General features: G+C 64.7%; 29 protein-coding genes. 20 read left to right on the top strand and 9 right to left on the bottom strand.

The annotated features are described in order from the left end of the window. Positions 1-9: 9 nt before the first annotated feature. The 15 genes from Q322_RS0100965 (at position 10) to Q322_RS0101030 (ending at position 5,141) form a co-directional block, all read left to right on the top strand. Complete coding sequence (locus Q322_RS0100965; protein ID WP_029475042.1) at positions 10-282, top strand: hypothetical protein; 273 nt, start codon at positions 10-12, stop codon at positions 280-282. 3 nt (positions 283-285) lie between these two features. After that, a complete protein-coding gene (locus Q322_RS0100970) occupies positions 286-591 on the top strand; it encodes a hypothetical protein (protein WP_029475045.1) in 306 nt (101 codons plus the stop codon). Continuing rightward, positions 588-911, top strand: a complete 324-nt coding sequence (locus Q322_RS20445; RefSeq protein ID WP_029475047.1) for a hypothetical protein — start codon at positions 588-590, stop codon at positions 909-911. Before Q322_RS0100970 ends, Q322_RS20445 begins: the two co-directional genes overlap by 4 nt. Beyond that, entirely contained in the window at positions 908-1,180 is a 273-nt protein-coding gene (locus Q322_RS0100980; RefSeq protein ID WP_029475049.1) for a hypothetical protein, read from the top strand. Before Q322_RS20445 ends, Q322_RS0100980 begins: the two co-directional genes overlap by 4 nt. Then, positions 1,177-1,404 carry a hypothetical protein gene (locus Q322_RS0100985; protein ID WP_029475051.1) on the top strand — a complete coding sequence of 76 codons (228 nt, stop codon included), beginning with the start codon at positions 1,177-1,179 and terminating at the stop codon, positions 1,402-1,404. The genes Q322_RS0100980 and Q322_RS0100985 overlap by 4 nt, the downstream gene beginning before the upstream one ends. Then, on the top strand, positions 1,401-1,676 hold the full coding sequence (locus Q322_RS0100990; protein ID WP_029475052.1) for a hypothetical protein: 276 nt from the start codon (positions 1,401-1,403) through the stop codon (positions 1,674-1,676). Before Q322_RS0100985 ends, Q322_RS0100990 begins: the two co-directional genes overlap by 4 nt. After that, positions 1,673-1,891: a hypothetical protein gene (locus Q322_RS0100995; protein ID WP_029475054.1), complete on the top strand. Its 219-nt coding sequence runs from the start codon at positions 1,673-1,675 to the stop codon at positions 1,889-1,891. Before Q322_RS0100990 ends, Q322_RS0100995 begins: the two co-directional genes overlap by 4 nt. After that, the gene (locus Q322_RS0101000; protein ID WP_029475056.1) at positions 1,888-2,163 is read left to right on the top strand and encodes a hypothetical protein; all 276 of its coding nucleotides are present in this window, start codon (positions 1,888-1,890) and stop codon (positions 2,161-2,163) included. Before Q322_RS0100995 ends, Q322_RS0101000 begins: the two co-directional genes overlap by 4 nt. Then, a complete protein-coding gene (locus Q322_RS0101005; protein WP_029475058.1) occupies positions 2,160-2,660 on the top strand; it encodes a hypothetical protein in 501 nt (166 codons plus the stop codon). Before Q322_RS0101000 ends, Q322_RS0101005 begins: the two co-directional genes overlap by 4 nt. Then, the gene (locus Q322_RS22960) at positions 2,657-2,902 is read left to right on the top strand and encodes a hypothetical protein (RefSeq protein ID WP_156952812.1); all 246 of its coding nucleotides are present in this window, start codon (positions 2,657-2,659) and stop codon (positions 2,900-2,902) included. Before Q322_RS0101005 ends, Q322_RS22960 begins: the two co-directional genes overlap by 4 nt. A 160-nt stretch (positions 2,903-3,062) precedes the next feature. Continuing rightward, positions 3,063-3,413 (top strand): helix-turn-helix domain-containing protein, encoded by a 351-nt coding sequence (locus tag Q322_RS0101010; protein WP_029475061.1) that lies wholly within the window; start codon positions 3,063-3,065, stop codon positions 3,411-3,413. Positions 3,414-3,819: 406 nt separating this feature from the next. Then, entirely contained in the window at positions 3,820-4,146 is a 327-nt protein-coding gene (locus Q322_RS0101015; RefSeq protein ID WP_034417214.1) for a hypothetical protein, read from the top strand. 41 nt (positions 4,147-4,187) lie between these two features. Beyond that, positions 4,188-4,523 (top strand): hypothetical protein, encoded by a 336-nt coding sequence (locus tag Q322_RS0101020; protein WP_029475064.1) that lies wholly within the window; start codon positions 4,188-4,190, stop codon positions 4,521-4,523. A gap of 74 nt (positions 4,524-4,597) precedes the next feature. After that, positions 4,598-4,870, top strand: a complete 273-nt coding sequence (locus Q322_RS0101025; protein ID WP_029475066.1) for a type II toxin-antitoxin system Phd/YefM family antitoxin — start codon at positions 4,598-4,600, stop codon at positions 4,868-4,870. Next, positions 4,842-5,141: a Txe/YoeB family addiction module toxin gene (locus Q322_RS0101030; RefSeq protein WP_051667965.1), complete on the top strand. Its 300-nt coding sequence runs from the start codon at positions 4,842-4,844 to the stop codon at positions 5,139-5,141. Before Q322_RS0101025 ends, Q322_RS0101030 begins: the two co-directional genes overlap by 29 nt. Positions 5,142-5,224: 83 nt before the next feature. On the opposite strand, the gene Q322_RS0101035 is transcribed toward Q322_RS0101030, so the two are convergent. The 7 genes from Q322_RS0101035 to Q322_RS0101065 form a co-directional block, all read right to left on the bottom strand. Next, positions 5,225-5,794, bottom strand: coding sequence for a hypothetical protein (locus Q322_RS0101035; protein ID WP_029475070.1), 570 nt, complete (start codon positions 5,792-5,794; stop codon positions 5,225-5,227). Positions 5,795-5,908: 114 nt separating this feature from the next. Beyond that, complete coding sequence (locus tag Q322_RS0101040; RefSeq protein WP_156952813.1) at positions 5,909-6,328, bottom strand: hypothetical protein; 420 nt, start codon at positions 6,326-6,328, stop codon at positions 5,909-5,911. Then, the gene (locus Q322_RS0101045; RefSeq protein WP_029475074.1) at positions 6,325-7,005 is read right to left on the bottom strand and encodes a hypothetical protein; all 681 of its coding nucleotides are present in this window, start codon (positions 7,003-7,005) and stop codon (positions 6,325-6,327) included. The genes Q322_RS0101040 and Q322_RS0101045 overlap by 4 nt, the downstream gene beginning before the upstream one ends. After that, entirely contained in the window at positions 7,002-7,196 is a 195-nt protein-coding gene (locus Q322_RS20450) for a hypothetical protein (protein ID WP_034417217.1), read from the bottom strand. The genes Q322_RS0101045 and Q322_RS20450 overlap by 4 nt, the downstream gene beginning before the upstream one ends. Then, positions 7,193-7,471, bottom strand: a complete 279-nt coding sequence (locus tag Q322_RS0101055; protein ID WP_029475075.1) for a hypothetical protein — start codon at positions 7,469-7,471, stop codon at positions 7,193-7,195. Before Q322_RS0101055 ends, Q322_RS20450 begins: the two co-directional genes overlap by 4 nt. Beyond that, the gene (locus Q322_RS22965; RefSeq protein ID WP_156952814.1) at positions 7,464-7,628 is read right to left on the bottom strand and encodes a hypothetical protein; all 165 of its coding nucleotides are present in this window, start codon (positions 7,626-7,628) and stop codon (positions 7,464-7,466) included. Before Q322_RS22965 ends, Q322_RS0101055 begins: the two co-directional genes overlap by 8 nt. A gap of 244 nt (positions 7,629-7,872) precedes the next feature. Beyond that, a complete protein-coding gene (locus Q322_RS0101065) occupies positions 7,873-8,280 on the bottom strand; it encodes a hypothetical protein (RefSeq protein WP_051667966.1) in 408 nt (135 codons plus the stop codon). Positions 8,281-8,429: 149 nt separating this feature from the next. Here Q322_RS0101065 and Q322_RS20460 point away from each other — a divergent pair, with 149 nt between their 5' ends. From Q322_RS20460 to Q322_RS22090, 4 genes are all read left to right on the top strand, one after another. Continuing rightward, the gene (locus Q322_RS20460; protein ID WP_156952815.1) at positions 8,430-8,672 is read left to right on the top strand and encodes a helix-turn-helix domain-containing protein; all 243 of its coding nucleotides are present in this window, start codon (positions 8,430-8,432) and stop codon (positions 8,670-8,672) included. After that, positions 8,669-9,694, top strand: coding sequence for a hypothetical protein (locus Q322_RS0101075; protein ID WP_029475081.1), 1,026 nt, complete (start codon positions 8,669-8,671; stop codon positions 9,692-9,694). Before Q322_RS20460 ends, Q322_RS0101075 begins: the two co-directional genes overlap by 4 nt. Before the next feature lie 16 nt (positions 9,695-9,710). Next, complete coding sequence (locus tag Q322_RS0101080) at positions 9,711-9,914, top strand: hypothetical protein (RefSeq protein ID WP_029475083.1); 204 nt, start codon at positions 9,711-9,713, stop codon at positions 9,912-9,914. A 205-nt stretch (positions 9,915-10,119) separates the two neighbouring features. Continuing rightward, positions 10,120-11,196, top strand: a complete 1,077-nt coding sequence (locus Q322_RS22090) for a P63C domain-containing protein (protein WP_162176567.1) — start codon at positions 10,120-10,122, stop codon at positions 11,194-11,196. Between the two features lie 81 nt (positions 11,197-11,277). Here the strand turns inward: Q322_RS22090 and Q322_RS0101090 are convergent, their stop codons facing one another. Together Q322_RS0101090 and Q322_RS0101095 are read right to left on the bottom strand one after the other, a co-directional pair. Beyond that, on the bottom strand, positions 11,278-11,682 hold the full coding sequence (locus Q322_RS0101090) for a hypothetical protein (RefSeq protein WP_029475085.1): 405 nt from the start codon (positions 11,680-11,682) through the stop codon (positions 11,278-11,280). Continuing rightward, a complete protein-coding gene (locus tag Q322_RS0101095) occupies positions 11,679-12,179 on the bottom strand; it encodes a type II toxin-antitoxin system antitoxin SocA domain-containing protein (RefSeq protein WP_029475087.1) in 501 nt (166 codons plus the stop codon). The genes Q322_RS0101090 and Q322_RS0101095 overlap by 4 nt, the downstream gene beginning before the upstream one ends. 140 nt (positions 12,180-12,319) lie before the next feature. Between Q322_RS0101095 and Q322_RS0101100 the strand changes: the two genes are divergently transcribed. Next, positions 12,320-13,621: a tyrosine-type recombinase/integrase gene (locus Q322_RS0101100; RefSeq protein ID WP_029475090.1), complete on the top strand. Its 1,302-nt coding sequence runs from the start codon at positions 12,320-12,322 to the stop codon at positions 13,619-13,621. Positions 13,622-14,011: the final 390 nt, after the last annotated feature.

Genomic DNA, 14,011 nt, shown 5'->3' on the forward strand with positions numbered 1-14,011 from the left:
GAGGAAGCCATGACGCCCCACGCCTTCGCGCTGGCCCACGCCCTGACCCTGGAAGAGAACGCGGCCCCGCTGTCTGTGCGGGCCGGGTGGGCGTCTTTCCTTCGCCGTGTGGAACCTGGCCCCGGTCTGGTACAGGGAGCGGTGTTAGAGGCCCACAGACAGGGCCACATGCGCGCCGGGAAACTGACACTGGACGGTGTGCGCCTGGCCCTGGAAGCCATGAGCGGCCCGGCCATCCCCCCCCCCTTCTATTCACGGCCCCTTTGCTGGGCCAGGTGGTGAGACATGAGCAACCCCAACCCGACGGAAGCCCGGACAGCGAAGCGGAAGAAAAGACGCGGCAAGCCCGGCACACTCGAAGACGCCCGCGCCCTGCTGTGGCGTGCCTTGACCCGCGCTGGGGAACTGCTGGAAGAAGAAGACCCGGTGCTGAGCCTGAAAGCGGTTCACGCCGTCTCTCAGGGCGCTTCCGCCTACGCGCGGATTGTGGAAGTAGGCGAGATGGAAGCCCGCCTAGCAGCGCTGGAAGCGTCAGGGGTGGGCGAAGACAGCCCGGACGCTGGCCCACGGCTGGGCAGGGGCGCGGCATGACGGCGAAGAGGAAACGTATCGAAGCCCTGGAAGCGAAGCGGCGGGCCTTCCTTGCTTCGCATGTGCGCCGGTCTGACCTGTCCGGTCTTCTCTTCGCCGTGCTGGACGTGGTGGAAGGCGAAGCCGGGCCGGAAGCGGCGGCGCGGTGCGGGCGGCGTGTGGTGGAAGGCCAGGCGGCGCGGGTGCTGTCCGCCCTGGAAGGGAAGACGGCGGCGCAACTCGAAGACCTGGCCCGGCGCGTGGGTCTGCCGGTGGGGGACTTCGCGGGCCTGACGGCCCCGGCGCTGGCCCGGCTGTCTGTCCAGTGGGGCCAGCCATGACGGCGAAGAGAAAGCGCCTGGAAGCCCTGGAAGCACGGGCGCGGGCCTGGAAGGTGGCCCACCCACCCGCATTTAAGGGTCCGGTCATCACGCCAGAGGAAATGCAGGGCAAGACGGCGGACGAGCTGGCGGACCTGTACCGGCAGAGGGGCGGCAAGTTTGCCCCACCGGGGCAGATGCCCAGACCCGGCGAAATGATTCACCCGGACACCATGAACGCCATGACCGCGCCGGAATTGGTGCGCCTGTACTTTCAGGACAACACATGACCCGGCGCTCACGCCTGGCGCGGCTGGAAGGCCAGCGGCCCGCCGTGCCAGAGGAAACACCGGAGAACTTCGCCATGCGCCTGAGAGGGATGAACAACCTCATGGGCAAGTACGGCGTCCCCCCCATGACACCGGAAGAGTTCAGGCTGTGGGGGAGTGAAGTCCGGCGCTGTGGAGGCGTTCAGGCGTGGGTGGACCTTCACGGTCACGGGGGCGCGGCATGACGTGGGAAGAGGCACAGGACGCCCGGAAGCGCCGGACGGAAGCCCTGAACGCGGGCGCGGTCTTCGTGTGGGGGCCGCGTGACCGTGCGCCCCTGTCCCCGCTGGCCCTGGAAGCGGCGGAAGCGGTGGGCCTGACGCCGGACGCCTACCGGGCCGGGTGCGCGCTGCTAGACCGTGCGCCCTGGCACATCCGGGCCGCTGTGGAAGCGGAAGAGGTCAGCACAGCCCACGCCTACGCGGCCCTGATGGAATGGGAAGGGGGCCGGGCATGACGGGCAGGCGCGGCAGGCTGGCCCGCCTGGAAGACCGGGCGCGCGGCACTTCGAGGGCCACGCCGTCCGGTACATATGACGGCCTGCCGCTGGAAGACTTACGGGCGCTGTACCGGGACTGGACACACAACCCGGCCCCACGGCCTGAACTGGACACCCTGGCCCTGCCTGAACTGCTGACCGTGTACCGGCAGGCCGTCCGGGGGCCAGCATGACGGCGAAGAGAAAGCGTATCGAAGCCCTGGAAGCCCGTCAGGCTGTCCGGGCGTCTGCCCCGGCCCTTCGCCTGCCACAGCCGGACACCCTGTATGAAATGGCCCGGCGCGTGTGCTTTGCCCTGCCGGAAGACCTACAGGCCACGGTGAAGGCAGGCGGCGCGCGGGGCTATGCGGACTTGCTGGAAGCATGGTGGGAAGCGGACAGGGGCGAAGACCTGAACGTGTCCGCGCGGGCGGCTTACCGGCTGGCCTTCGAGGGGACCGCATGACGGCGAAACGGAAGGCACGCGGCACAGTCTCACGTCTCGAAGCCCTGGAAGACACAGCGGCGCAGCGCCAGGCGGCAGTGGAAACGGCGAAGGAAGAGACGTGGGCGCGGGTCTTTAACCGTATGGCCCGCGCAGATGTGGAGGCTATCGCGGCGGGGGATGACTGCCAGGAACAGAGCGGGCCACAGTGGGCGGAAGTGCGGCGGCTGATGACGCTGGCAACCGGCCCACGCCTGCCCCACCCGGTCAGTGAGGCGGCGTGGGACTGGCACGCCCGGTACACGAAGACACCGGAAGGCCAGCCCTGGCCCGTGCCTGCTGACCCGTCTTCCTTCGCGGCGTACTTTGAGGCGGAAGCGGCGCGGGCGGACGCGGTGGGAACGTGGTACATGCTGGCCCCGGCGCTGCTGACCGGTGCGCGGTGGATGGCGGCATGGTGGCGTTTGAATGCCGTTCTGGTACTGGACATGGGGCGCTGGCAGTGGGGGGAGGCATGACAGCGAAGCGGAAGCGATTAGACGCCCTGGAAGTCCGGGCCGGGCAGCGCGAAGAGCGCGCGTGGGCGTACCTCGGCACGTTGTCAGACGAAGAATTAGACGCGGTGCATGTGGACGTGTTGCGTCGGGACGGTCTTCCAGACCCGGAAGGCGAAGCGGCGCGGATACGGGCAGCAGTGGAAGCCCTGCCAGACGAAGACTTACGGGCCACACTGGCCCGGTTCACAGGGGGCAGACCATGACAGACAGACGTTTACACCTTCGCCGCTTTCCCACGGCCCGCGCAACACTGGCCCCGTGGGTCTGGGATCTAGCTCTAGAAAAGTTGCGCCGGACTGCCGGGAAAGGGTGGGCCGTTGCGCGGGTGGGCTTCGTGGCCCGTGGTGAAGATCGGGGGGCAGCATGACGCGCCGGGCAGACCTGCCGGACGTGCTGAAAGGGCATTACACCCTGTCCGGCAACCCATTAACCCACCTGGGCTACCGGACACCCGGCCCCACGCCCTACACGACCCGCGTGACGGTGCGTGAATGCTGTGCGGCGCGCGGCCTGAGCGTGTATCAGGTTGCCATGTCCGGCCATTCACAGGGGACGGTAGACCCTGGCACGGTGTACCGGCTGGCCCGTGGGGACACGTCGCGTATTGATCTGGACACCCTGGCAACCCTGGCCGGAATCATTCACACCCTGACGGGGCAACCGGTGGGCGTGGGGGAGCTGCTGGCCCTCGAAGTGAGCGGCGAAGAAAAGTGATGTTTTATGAGGGGGAACTAGCGCCCACGGGTAGCCCTGGAAATAACCGGCGCTGAAACTTACTAATTCTGAATATGAGCTAACGCCCACGGGTGGCCCTGGAAGCCGGACCCGTGGGCGTTTGCCTTCGCCGGGCCGGGCGGTGTGATGCTGGCCGGGCGTGTGTTTTCGGCATCTGGACTAGCGCCCACGGGTGCGGGGCAGATATGGGGACACACCTGATATTTGTCTACCAGTTTGGCCGGATGCCCACGCGCGCGGCTTCGAGGTTGTCTAATTTGTGGACAACCTGACGCGCCCACAGCGTCTCGTTTTACGACGCCATGCGGGGACGCCATACGCCCCGGTAAGTGTGCCGTTTCTGCTGTGCGGTGCATGCGTCATGGGGGTGCGGCACAATGTCCCCATGAGCCGGGGACTGGGCAAGGTTCAGAGGGGCATTCTCGGAGCTTTGGACGCTGGCCCGCTGGACGTGTGGAACCTGGCCCGCGCGGTGGGGGCGTGCGAGGCCAGCACGCGCCGGGCGCTGTACGGTCTGGCGAAGGGGAAGCGGGTGGCCTGTCTGGGCTACAGCACGCGCGGCGGGAAGCGGTGGGGACTGACGGCAGACGTGCAAGCGGCGCGGAATCAGTGGGCGGCGGTGTGGCCCGTAGAGCGGCAGCAACACACGGCCCGCGTGCTGGAAGTGCGCTACGCCCTGGCCCTTCGCCGGGCCGTGGTGTCTGCCCTGTAGGTGGGGTGGGCAGGTGTCACGCTTTGCCGGAAGATGGGGGCATGACAGCGCGAAGACTGGCGAAGGTGGAAGCGGCGGCGGGTGTGGGCCGGACAGCCTGGCAGCATGAAGCCCGGCGCGGCCTGGCCCTGGCCCTCGAAGCGGTGGGGCTGTGCGGTGGGGACGTGGGAAGCGTGGAAGCGGTGCGCGTGGCCTTCGCTGTCTTCCACAGCGCCTACCGGCCCGGCGCTGGACGGCGGGACATGGAAGCGGCGGCAGAAGTGACGCTTTACCAGTTATGGGCCGTGCTGGACGGGCCTACCTTTGAAATGGTACTAAGCGTGATGGTGGTACGGGAAGCCTCAAGATTGCCCACGGCACAGGGCCGGGTCCAATAGGGAAAGCAGCGCCCCACGGCGAAGGAAGCACACAACACCCCATGACATGCACAGATACCCTGTACAATCTGCCCATGACCACGCGCACCTACACACAGGCACGGGCGGAACTGTCGGACCTGATGAACCGGGCGGCAGATGACCGCGAAACGGTGATTATCGAGCGGCGGGGCCGTCCGGCTGTGGCGCTGATCGCCGCTGATGAACTGAGCAGCTTAGAGGAAACGGCTCACCTGATGCGCTCACCAGAGAATGCCCGGCGTCTGCTCACGGCTCTCACGCGCGCCCTGAACGGTGAAGGCGAAGCGCTGACGCCGGATGAACTGGCCCGGCGTGCCGGACTCTAAGCCGGGCAAGAGGGCGCGGCTGGCGGTTTTTGAGCCTGAGTTTCTGGAAGACCTCACGTATTGGGTGGACACAGACCGGAAGACGGCCCTGCGGCTGCTCAGGATGGTGAAGGCGGTGCTGTCTGACCCGTTCGGGGGCATCGGCAAACCCGAACCGCTGAAGTACCTGGCGGCGGATACATGGTCAAGGCGCGTCACTCAAGAACACCGCATGGTGTATCTGGTCAGAGATGACCGGGTGATCTTTTTACAGGCCCGTTACCACTACTGAGCAGCACACCACACGGCAGCGCCCCACGGCGAAGGAAGAAACGTGGGGCGCTGCTTTTTTAAGGCTTGCAACTTCTTACAGCTCTAGTTCAGATCAGACAGCGGCGGAAGCGTGGGGCCAGGCAGGGCCAGGGCGGCAAGAATGACGGTCATGCGGTCTGAGGCTTCGCCGTCTTCGAGATGGTGGGCCGCTTCGAGTAACCGGGACACGGCCCACCATGCGGCCAGTCTGCCGCCTTTCTGCCCACGCCCGGCCTGTTGAATGGCAGCGCCCCACGGGGCCAGAAGGTGAGGGTTACTCATGGCGTGCTGTAGGGCGTTCACTTCGCTCAGAGGAAGGTCAACCGTGGCCCGCTGGCAGTGGGAGACGGCCCACAGCCGGGCGCGGGACAGCGTGGCCCACCCGTCCCCCTGTGGCGTGTCCAGAAAGACGGTCAGACCGGAAGCGGCGAAGAAAAGAACGCGGCAGAAGTGGGCGGCGGCTTCGCTGTCCGGCGTGGTGGTGTCATGGAAGTAAGCGAAGGTCAAACACAGGTCTTCGAGTCGGTTCAGGACTGCCGGGCCGTCTGGCAGCGCGGCGGCGAAGGCGTGGGCATCTTCCAGGGCTTCGCGGTCTGGCGTGTAGCTGTGTAGCAGCGGGTGGGCGTCAGTCATGGGCGGGCCTTCCTTTCGTGTAGCGCGGTGTGGGGGTGGGGACGGCGAAGGAAAGGCGGTGGGGCCGTGGTCTGTGCGGCAGTCTTTCGCGCTGGCCCCGGAAGGTGCGGGCCTTCACCCGGTCTTCTTTGGGCGCTGTGGCCTCTCGAAAGTCTGCCGGGCATCCTGCCAGGTCTGCCGCGCGTGGGCGTAGCTTTCCAGGGCTTCGAGTAATTCACGGCACACCCGGACGGCGTGCAAGTCCAGCGCGCTCACGGCGTCCGGCGTCTCGAAGATGACCCGGCTTCCAGCGGGCAGGAAGACCCGGCCCTGATCTTCCGGCAGTGGGTGGGGCGCTTCCACCCTCACGCGGGCGTCTTCCGGCACACGGTACAGGGCGAGCAGGCTGGCCCGGCCATCGGCACAGACGTACAGGGCGGGTCTGCCGTCCCCCTCATAGATCAGGGCCACGGCGCGGAGGGCCACAGCCCCGGCGAAGACCGGACGCGGTGGGCGCGGTCTGCTGACCTTCACCCGACGGGGTGGGCGGGTCATGACTGGCCCACGGCGAAGGAAGAAAGGTCTTTCTCTTCGCCAGACAGGGCCGCATGAAAGGCAGGCCACAGGGCAGCGGGGACGCGGAAGCTGGGCGGGTTGATCTCTGGCAAGTTCTCGAAGCTCAGTTGTCCAGCAAATCCGATAAAGACCACGGCGCGGCTTCCGTCTGCCTCTTCCAGAATCACGGCGTCCAGCCCACGGGGCAGGGTGTGGCGTCTGCCGTCTGCCGTCTCGAAGGTGGGCCAGGCGTGGGCGGTCTCTGCCGGGTGGAAGGCCACAACGCGGGCCGGGGCGAAGGTCTGCCGGGTGGGCGCTTCCTCGAAGTAAGCCGGGGCAGCGTGACGGCGGGCCAGGCGGCGAAGGAAGACGCGGCGGAAGCGGCGGGCATAGCTTTCTTTGGCCCATGCGGCGGTCAGGGCTTCCGCTGCGCTGTCCATCTCTTCCACGGTCAGACCGGCCCGTGTCCAGTGAGCGGCCCACGCCCCTACCACGGGGCCGGTGAGGGCTTTGAGGTCATGCTGTGCGGCGTCTGTGAGGGTGCGCCGGACGGCACAGGTGGCGCACATGTGGCCCTGCCCCCTGCTGTCCGGGTCTGGCAGGCCAGCGGCCCGCCCGCACACGTCGCACACGCCCCACGGCGCGGGCAGATCGCGCGAAGAGATGGGGGCGGTCATGGCTGGCCCGCCTTCGCATTCAGGGCGCTTATCAGGGCGTCAGACTGCTGGACAGCCAGGCGGGCCGCTTTCTCTTCCGTCAGGTTGCCCTCTTCATCTGCGGCAAGTAGGCCAGCAAGGGCAGCGGCGGCGAAGTATTCCCGTTTGGTCAGTCCACCCTCTTCCCCCATGAGTGGCGCGGGCCGGGTCATGCTTCCACCCGGCACAGGTTCAGGGCGGCGCGCACAGCGTCAGTCAGTGACGCGGGCAGGCGGTAGGCGTGGGCGTCCGGGTGGGCCAGTTCAGGCACGAAGACAGCCCCACCGTCCGGCAGGGGACACAGGGCCGGGTCAGCGGAAGGCGGCAGGAAGTGGGAGACGCTGGCCCCGGTGGTGAGGTCTACGCGGGCGGTCAGGCTGTGGCCTTCGCCTTCCACGCGGAAGGCCCGGACGGTGGGCAGGGCTTCGAGGCGGTCAGGGTTAAACATGCGGGTCACGTCCTTTAGAAGTGAGGCGGGTCAAGAGGGCGAAGAGGGCCAGGAAGCCGGTCAGCATGGCGGCGGCAGTGAAGATCAGGGCGTGGGGGCCGTCAGATGCGGCAAAGTAGAGACAGGCCAGGTAAGCGGCAGTCAGGGCGCGGGTCATGGTGGGCCGTCCTTTCGTGGGGCGCGGCTGGAAGCGGTGCGGCGTTGAGGGCGCGGGTGGGCGTCTTCCTCTTCGCCGGTCAGTGGATACGCGGTCAGGGCTTCACAGCGGCGGGGCAATTCGTGGAGCTGGCTACACGTATTCGGTGGTGTCGCTGGGGACAGTTATTCAAACTGTGGCAACTTGTCCTGCTGGCTGGACGTGTTCAGGGGCAGGGGGCCGTGTGCTGGCCCCCCCTTCCGGTCTAGGCCGTCATGCCCCACTGGCCCCGCGCGTAGTCGCGCACGGTGTACGCTTCCGCTTCACTCAGGACGGCGAAGGAAAGAACGGGGCGGGCCAGGGCTTCGCTCGCGGTGGTGTAGTGGGCGCGGAAGCCCAAGCGGCCCAATTCGCGGTGAAGCTCACAGCCAGCGGGCTTACCGATGGGGCCAGCTTCCAGGACTTCGCCGGTCATTTCCACGCGGTCAGCAGAGCGAAGCACGCGGTCAGCGTCCAGCACGCCCACGGCCTGCCCGTCCACGCTGGCCCGGAAGCCGGAAGCGGTGCGGGTGATCGTGACGGCGTGGGCAGAAACGCCGGTCACTACGCCACATTCCCGGTAGGTGGTGTGGGCCTTCCAGGTGCGGGAAGTGGCGCGGGTGTTAGTGTTCATTTTGCTCCTGTGCTGCTGTGTGGGAGTCAGTGAGGGGCGCTTTACTTTCGACGGTGGGCGTCCCTTTCCTGCTATGGATATATTACCGGAAGTCGGCTACATATGCAACCGACTTCCGGCTATGACCGGAAAGTGTTAAGATGCGCCCCATGAATGAAGAAATACGGGCAGCGGTAGACGCCCGCTTAACTGAAAAGCACATGTCACGCGCTGATCTGGCCCGCGCGGTGGGGAAGACGCCACAGGCCATAACCCGCGCCCTGAACGGCGGGAAAGACGGCGGGGGGCAGGTTCCCGGCATATGGGCCGCAATTCTCGAAGCGCTAGACCTTCGCCTGACGGTGGGAGCGGGCCAGGGCCAGACCGGCGAAGGAAGAGGCAGGCAGACGTGACCGGGCCGGACACCGTGCGCCAGGCCGCTGATCTGCTGGAAGCTGGGCAAATTGAGCAAGCACGGGCGCTACTCAGGCAAGCCCTCAAAGCCCTGCCCGACGAAGAGAACGCTCTGCCCGCGTTACCTTCGCCGGACGGGTGGCAGGGGCGAGCGCTGAACGTGGCCCGCCTGTGGGGTCAGGTGGAAGAGTTGACCGCGAAGCACGCGGGGGCAGGGGCTTACCGCTCCTATGCGTGGACGGTACAGCGCTACAGGAAACAGGTTCAGACACTGCTAGACCGTCTGGCGGATTGGGAAGACCCACACGAGGCCGCGTGTCTGCTCTTCGATTGGCTGGAAAGTATGGCCCGCACAGACCTGCACAATGATCTGCCCGGCCTTCATGACGCCTTACACGCTCTGCTGAAAAGCACTTATCCGGTCCCACCACACGGGCCGCGCGTGGTCATGCTTCCCGTGTGGCGTGATTTGCTAGACGCTGCTTCTCCGCTGTCCTGGCTGGCCTGCGTCCGGGTAGACGGCGTGGTGTACCGGGCGCACATGCGGCCCCCGGACACCACGCTCTACACAGATGAAGACCCGCTCAGAGGCCCGTGGAAGCTGTCGCCGGGCTTTCTGGAAGGAAGCCGGGAAGTCCTGCCCGTTCTCTTTCCCTTAGACCTTCGCGGGCAGGGCCAGACGGGGCAGAGGGACGGCGCAGCCTACCGGCGTGGGTGGATTGCGGCCCCGCTGACGGCGAAGGGAAGACGTGAGCGCGGGCTGGTCTGTGCCGGTGGCAGCATGAAGCCGGGTGACGTGCTGCTGTGCCTGTCCCTGGAAGAGCAGTCCCAGAGCGAGATTCATGACCGACTGACCACGCGGGGGCATCTGGTCAGCCCCGCTGTGGTGCGCCGGTTTCTGGACATGCTCACTGCGGACGGCCTGGCCGTCACGAAGACGCAAAGGCGGAGATTCTTTTACCGGCTGGCCGAGGGTGAAGCTGTCGAGGCGGCTCTAGACGCGGCATGGGCGGCGTCATGACCGGCGAAGGGAAGACGTGACCGCTTCGAGTACAGACATTCTCTTTTCCTATGGCGCGGCCTTTCCCTGGCAGGTCTTCGTGGTGGGCGCGCTGCTGTTCGTGCTGGCCTTCGCCTTTCGCCGGAAGCGTAGGGCCGCGTATGCCTTCCTGACCTGTGGGGCGGCGTGCATGATCGGCGCGGCGCTGCTGTGGGCCGGAATCTTCCAGGGTCAGATGTAACCGGCGAAGAGAAATACAGGCCAGGTGTGGAGTAGCAAACCTCGACCCCTATGGGTTGAGATAGATGGGGATGAGAGCATAGCGATAGAAGCATCTCCTACACGACTAATTTAAGTTTCGGGTTGCGTTCTGATCAGCGCGATAAAAATAGTATGCTTGCCCAGCAAGTATTGACATGCTTACTAGGCAAGCATACTATCTTCTCATGACAAAGGAGATCGCTGGATTGAACGCCCGCAAAGGCGGCGAAGCTCGCGCCGAGAAACTGTCGCCGATGGAGAGGAAGGCCATCGCTCAGAAGGCAGCCTTCGCGCGCTGGGAGAAGAAAAAAGCCGAGCAGGAACCACCAGCAGCCACACATATGGGGATGTTAAACATTGGACCTTTAGAGCTGCCCTGCGCAGTGCTTGAGGACGGCCAACGGGTTATCTCCGAGCGTGGCCTGCTTGGGGCTTTGGGGGTACAAGTTGGTGGTGCTTTGTCTGCGGCTCGTAAAGACGAGGAAGGTAATCAGTCTCTGCCTTTGTACATCGGTTACAAGAATCTCCGGCCATTCGTTTCAGATGAGTTAGCTGGTTTACTCTCAGCGCCTATCCCTTACTCGCACACTGTGATTTCAAACGAGATGGGCGGCAAGCTGACTTATAGGGCAAATGGTGTGAAGGCCGAACTTTTCCCGCAAATCTGCGAAGTGTGGTTGAAAGCTCGAGATGCTGGCGTACTACGGTCAGCCCAAATGCGCGTTGCCGCGAGTGCTGACATTCTTATGCGAGGTCTCGCACAGGTAGGCATAGTTGCCCTCATCGATGAAGCCACGGGATATCAGCAAGATCGTGCGCGTGATGCACTTGCTAAGATTCTTGAGGAATTTATCGCTAAAGAGCTGCAACCCTATGTTAGAACTTTTCCAGGAAGCTATTACAGAGAACTCTTTCGCTTACGTAATTTACCCTTTGATGGCACCCTCAAAGGGCCGCGATACATAGGGACACTAACTAATGAAATAATTTACAAACGTTTAGCGCCTGGTGTTTTAGAGGAATTGAAGCGAGTCAATCCATCTGTAAATGGTAGAAGAAAGCATAAGCAGTTTCAATATCTCACACAGAATCCAGGATATCCAAAATTGATGCAACATATATCGGCAGTCGTCGCTCTCATGACAGTATCCAACAGCTATGAACAGTTTATTGAGATGCTAGACAGAGCGCTTCCGAAACAAGAGTTTTATCCTTTGTTTGATGAATACAGAGATCATTTTAAAACTGTAGCTGTTGAATGAATTAACGTAATTAGTCACGTCAAGATCGGCGAAGAGGATGCACAGGCCACGCGCCCACGCTTCCTCTTCGCCGCTGTGCTATCAGGCGTCAGGCAGAGGGAGGGTAAGTAGAGCGGCCTGTGTGCGCGGTTTGAGGCGTGGGCAGACCCGCACAGCTTCCAGCACGGCCCGGCCCGCGTTCGGCGTCAGGTGGCCCCGGTGGTCTGTCAGGTCTGCCAGGGACACGGTAAAGGTGCGCGTGCAATCCGCCCATGAGTCATGATCTAGAAACGGATGGGTGGCAGCGTATAGCGGGGCATAGCAGGGCCGTAAGGTTTCGCCCTGGCCTAGCTCATTGATCCTTGAATTGATGACCACGCCCACGGCGTACCCTTCGCCGGTCAAGAGGCACACGAAAAACTTGTATTTGGCGGGCTGTGTGCCGTCCATCCAGACATGAAAGACGCCCCACGCGGGGGCGCTGCTCACGGGCGCGTCTTCGCTCACGGGTGCGGGTCTGCCAGGTGTTCCAGCACGGCGGCGGCGTTTGGCAGGGTATGGGCGATATGTGCGGCGGTCATGGCCTGACCGGGCGGGACGCTCTGCCAGGCTTCGACGCGCGTCTTCGCGCTGACCTCTTCCGCCGTCTCTTCACCGTGCAGGTGCATCACCTCGCCTAGCACGTCCATCACGCCGTCGCTTAGTTCGCTCACGTCTGGCGATGCGCTCAAATCGAGTTGGCTAGATCGGGCCAGGTGCAGAAAGGCGGTGGGCGTGGGGCCGTCCCTCATGGCTTCGTAAGCGCCCCCGAACATGAGCGCCCCGTAACGGGCCAGGTGCGCGCAGTCTGCCAGGAAAAGCAGCGCGCTCAACTTCTCGAAAGTGGGTGTGGGGACATTGCGGGCCAAGTACAGCGCGGCGGCATGGCAGACGGGCAGGTCTTCGTCCTGGCCCTGGAAGGGGACAGCGAAGATAGAACGCGCGGCGGCTGTGTCTGTGGTCATGGCTGGCCCCTTCGCCCCGGTGGGCAGTGAGTGTACAGAGCATGACACGGCCCCCCTGACGCTGTACTGAGTCGCCCTACATTGTCCGGCGTGGCCCATTCACGGCCCACGGTGTCCGGTTACGTCTTAGGCTGTGGGTCATGACGGCGAAGGGGAAAGGCCAGGGCAGGAACCGGAACGGGTGGCATAAGGGGACGGTGGAAGAGCTGCCTTCCGGGCGCTTCCGCTGGCGCGTGCGCGTCACGTACCCGGACGGGACCACGGCCCGGCCCACTGGCACAGCCCGGACCCGGACGGAAGCGCAGCGGGCCATCATGGAAGCGCAGCAAGAGGCAGCGGCGGGCCGTAAGCCGGTGGCCCGGACTTTGACCGTCGGTGAGATGGTGACGGAATACATGCGCGCGAAGGAAGAGAAGTGGGCAGACCGGACGGCCTGGCAGAATCAAGCCCTTTACCTTCGCCACGTTTCTCCCCACCTGGCCCACCTGAAAGCGGCGGGCGTGGAAGCCAAGAGCCTACGGGCCTACTTCGAGACGCTGAAAGCGGGTGGACTGGGCTACAGCGGGCGGCGGCAGATTCACGCCCTGCTGTCCGGCGCGTATAAGCACGCGGTCACAGACGGGCAGCTTCGAGACAACCCGGCCCACTTTGGTCGGCCTGTGCGCGGGAAGGATGAGGCGGCGAAGGAAAAGCAGACCTTCACATCGGAAGAGGCGGCGCGCTTCCTGGCAGCGGCGCTAGAAGATCGGTGGGCGCTGCTGCTGGCCTTCCTGCTGCTGTCTGGAATGCGGATAGGCGAAGCCGTGGCCCTGACGTGGGGGGACTACGGAAGTGAGGAAGGCGCGGCTTATGTGACCATCTCGAAGGCGCGCGGTGAGTTCATGGGGAAGGCGTACCAGAGCGAAGGAAAGACGGCGGCGGCGCGGCGGCGGGTCTATCTGCCGGAAGGCGCGGCGGGCATCGTTCAGGACATGCGGGGCCGGGTGGCGCGCGAAGCGGAAGCGCTGGACTATCAGGGCCAGGGCGTCCAGCCTGACGCGCCCCTCTTTCCTCGGAAGACCGGGCAGCATCACAGGCAGGACACGGCCCGGTCTTCCATGCGCCGGACGTGCTTACGGGCCGGTGTCCCGCTGCTGTCCCCCCACGCCCTACGCCACACCTTCGCCACGCACCGGCTAGCGGAAGGCTTCGACCCGGTGACGGTCAGCAAGCACATAGGACACGCTCAGGTGTCCACCACGCTTAATTTCTACGCCCACAAAGTAGAGGGCAACCTTCGGGACATGGCCCGGCAGATGGGCCAGCGCGGGCCAGCGGCGAAGGCGGAAGCCGGGCCACCTGTCCCCACGCCGGGCGAAGACAGCGGCGAAGATGAGAACGTGAGAGAGAAGGCGGCGCGGCGTGCCGTGCGCGGAAGGAAGGGCGGGCCACGCCGGAAGTAGGCCAAACGGTGGGAAATGTCACGCTTTCGGGGCCGGTGTCCCCACGGTGTCCCCAACTGTCCCCAAAAGTGGGGACAGCACTTTAAGCCGTGTGGGCGCTGCTTTCCCGATTTGGTGTCCCCACGGCCTTTCTTGCTGGGGACAGCACTTTAAGCCGTGCCAGACGGCGTAAACGGGCTATTGTCCCCACTGTCCCCATTTTTATGCAGGGTATAGAGCTAGGTTTGTTTTGAGAATTGCGCGCGAAGCCTCGAAGATGTGAAGACAGCGGCCCCTTTTTCACCTAAGCCTCACGGGCGGACATGGGCCAGGCTGTCCCCACCTTCACCCTTCGCCGGGGCGGTGGGCCAGGTGTCCAGCGGTGGGAAGTGAATGGGCCGGATTTGGGCC

This window comes from Deinococcus frigens DSM 12807, assembly GCF_000701425.1.
Taxonomy (GTDB): Bacteria; Deinococcota; Deinococci; order Deinococcales; family Deinococcaceae; genus Deinococcus; species Deinococcus frigens.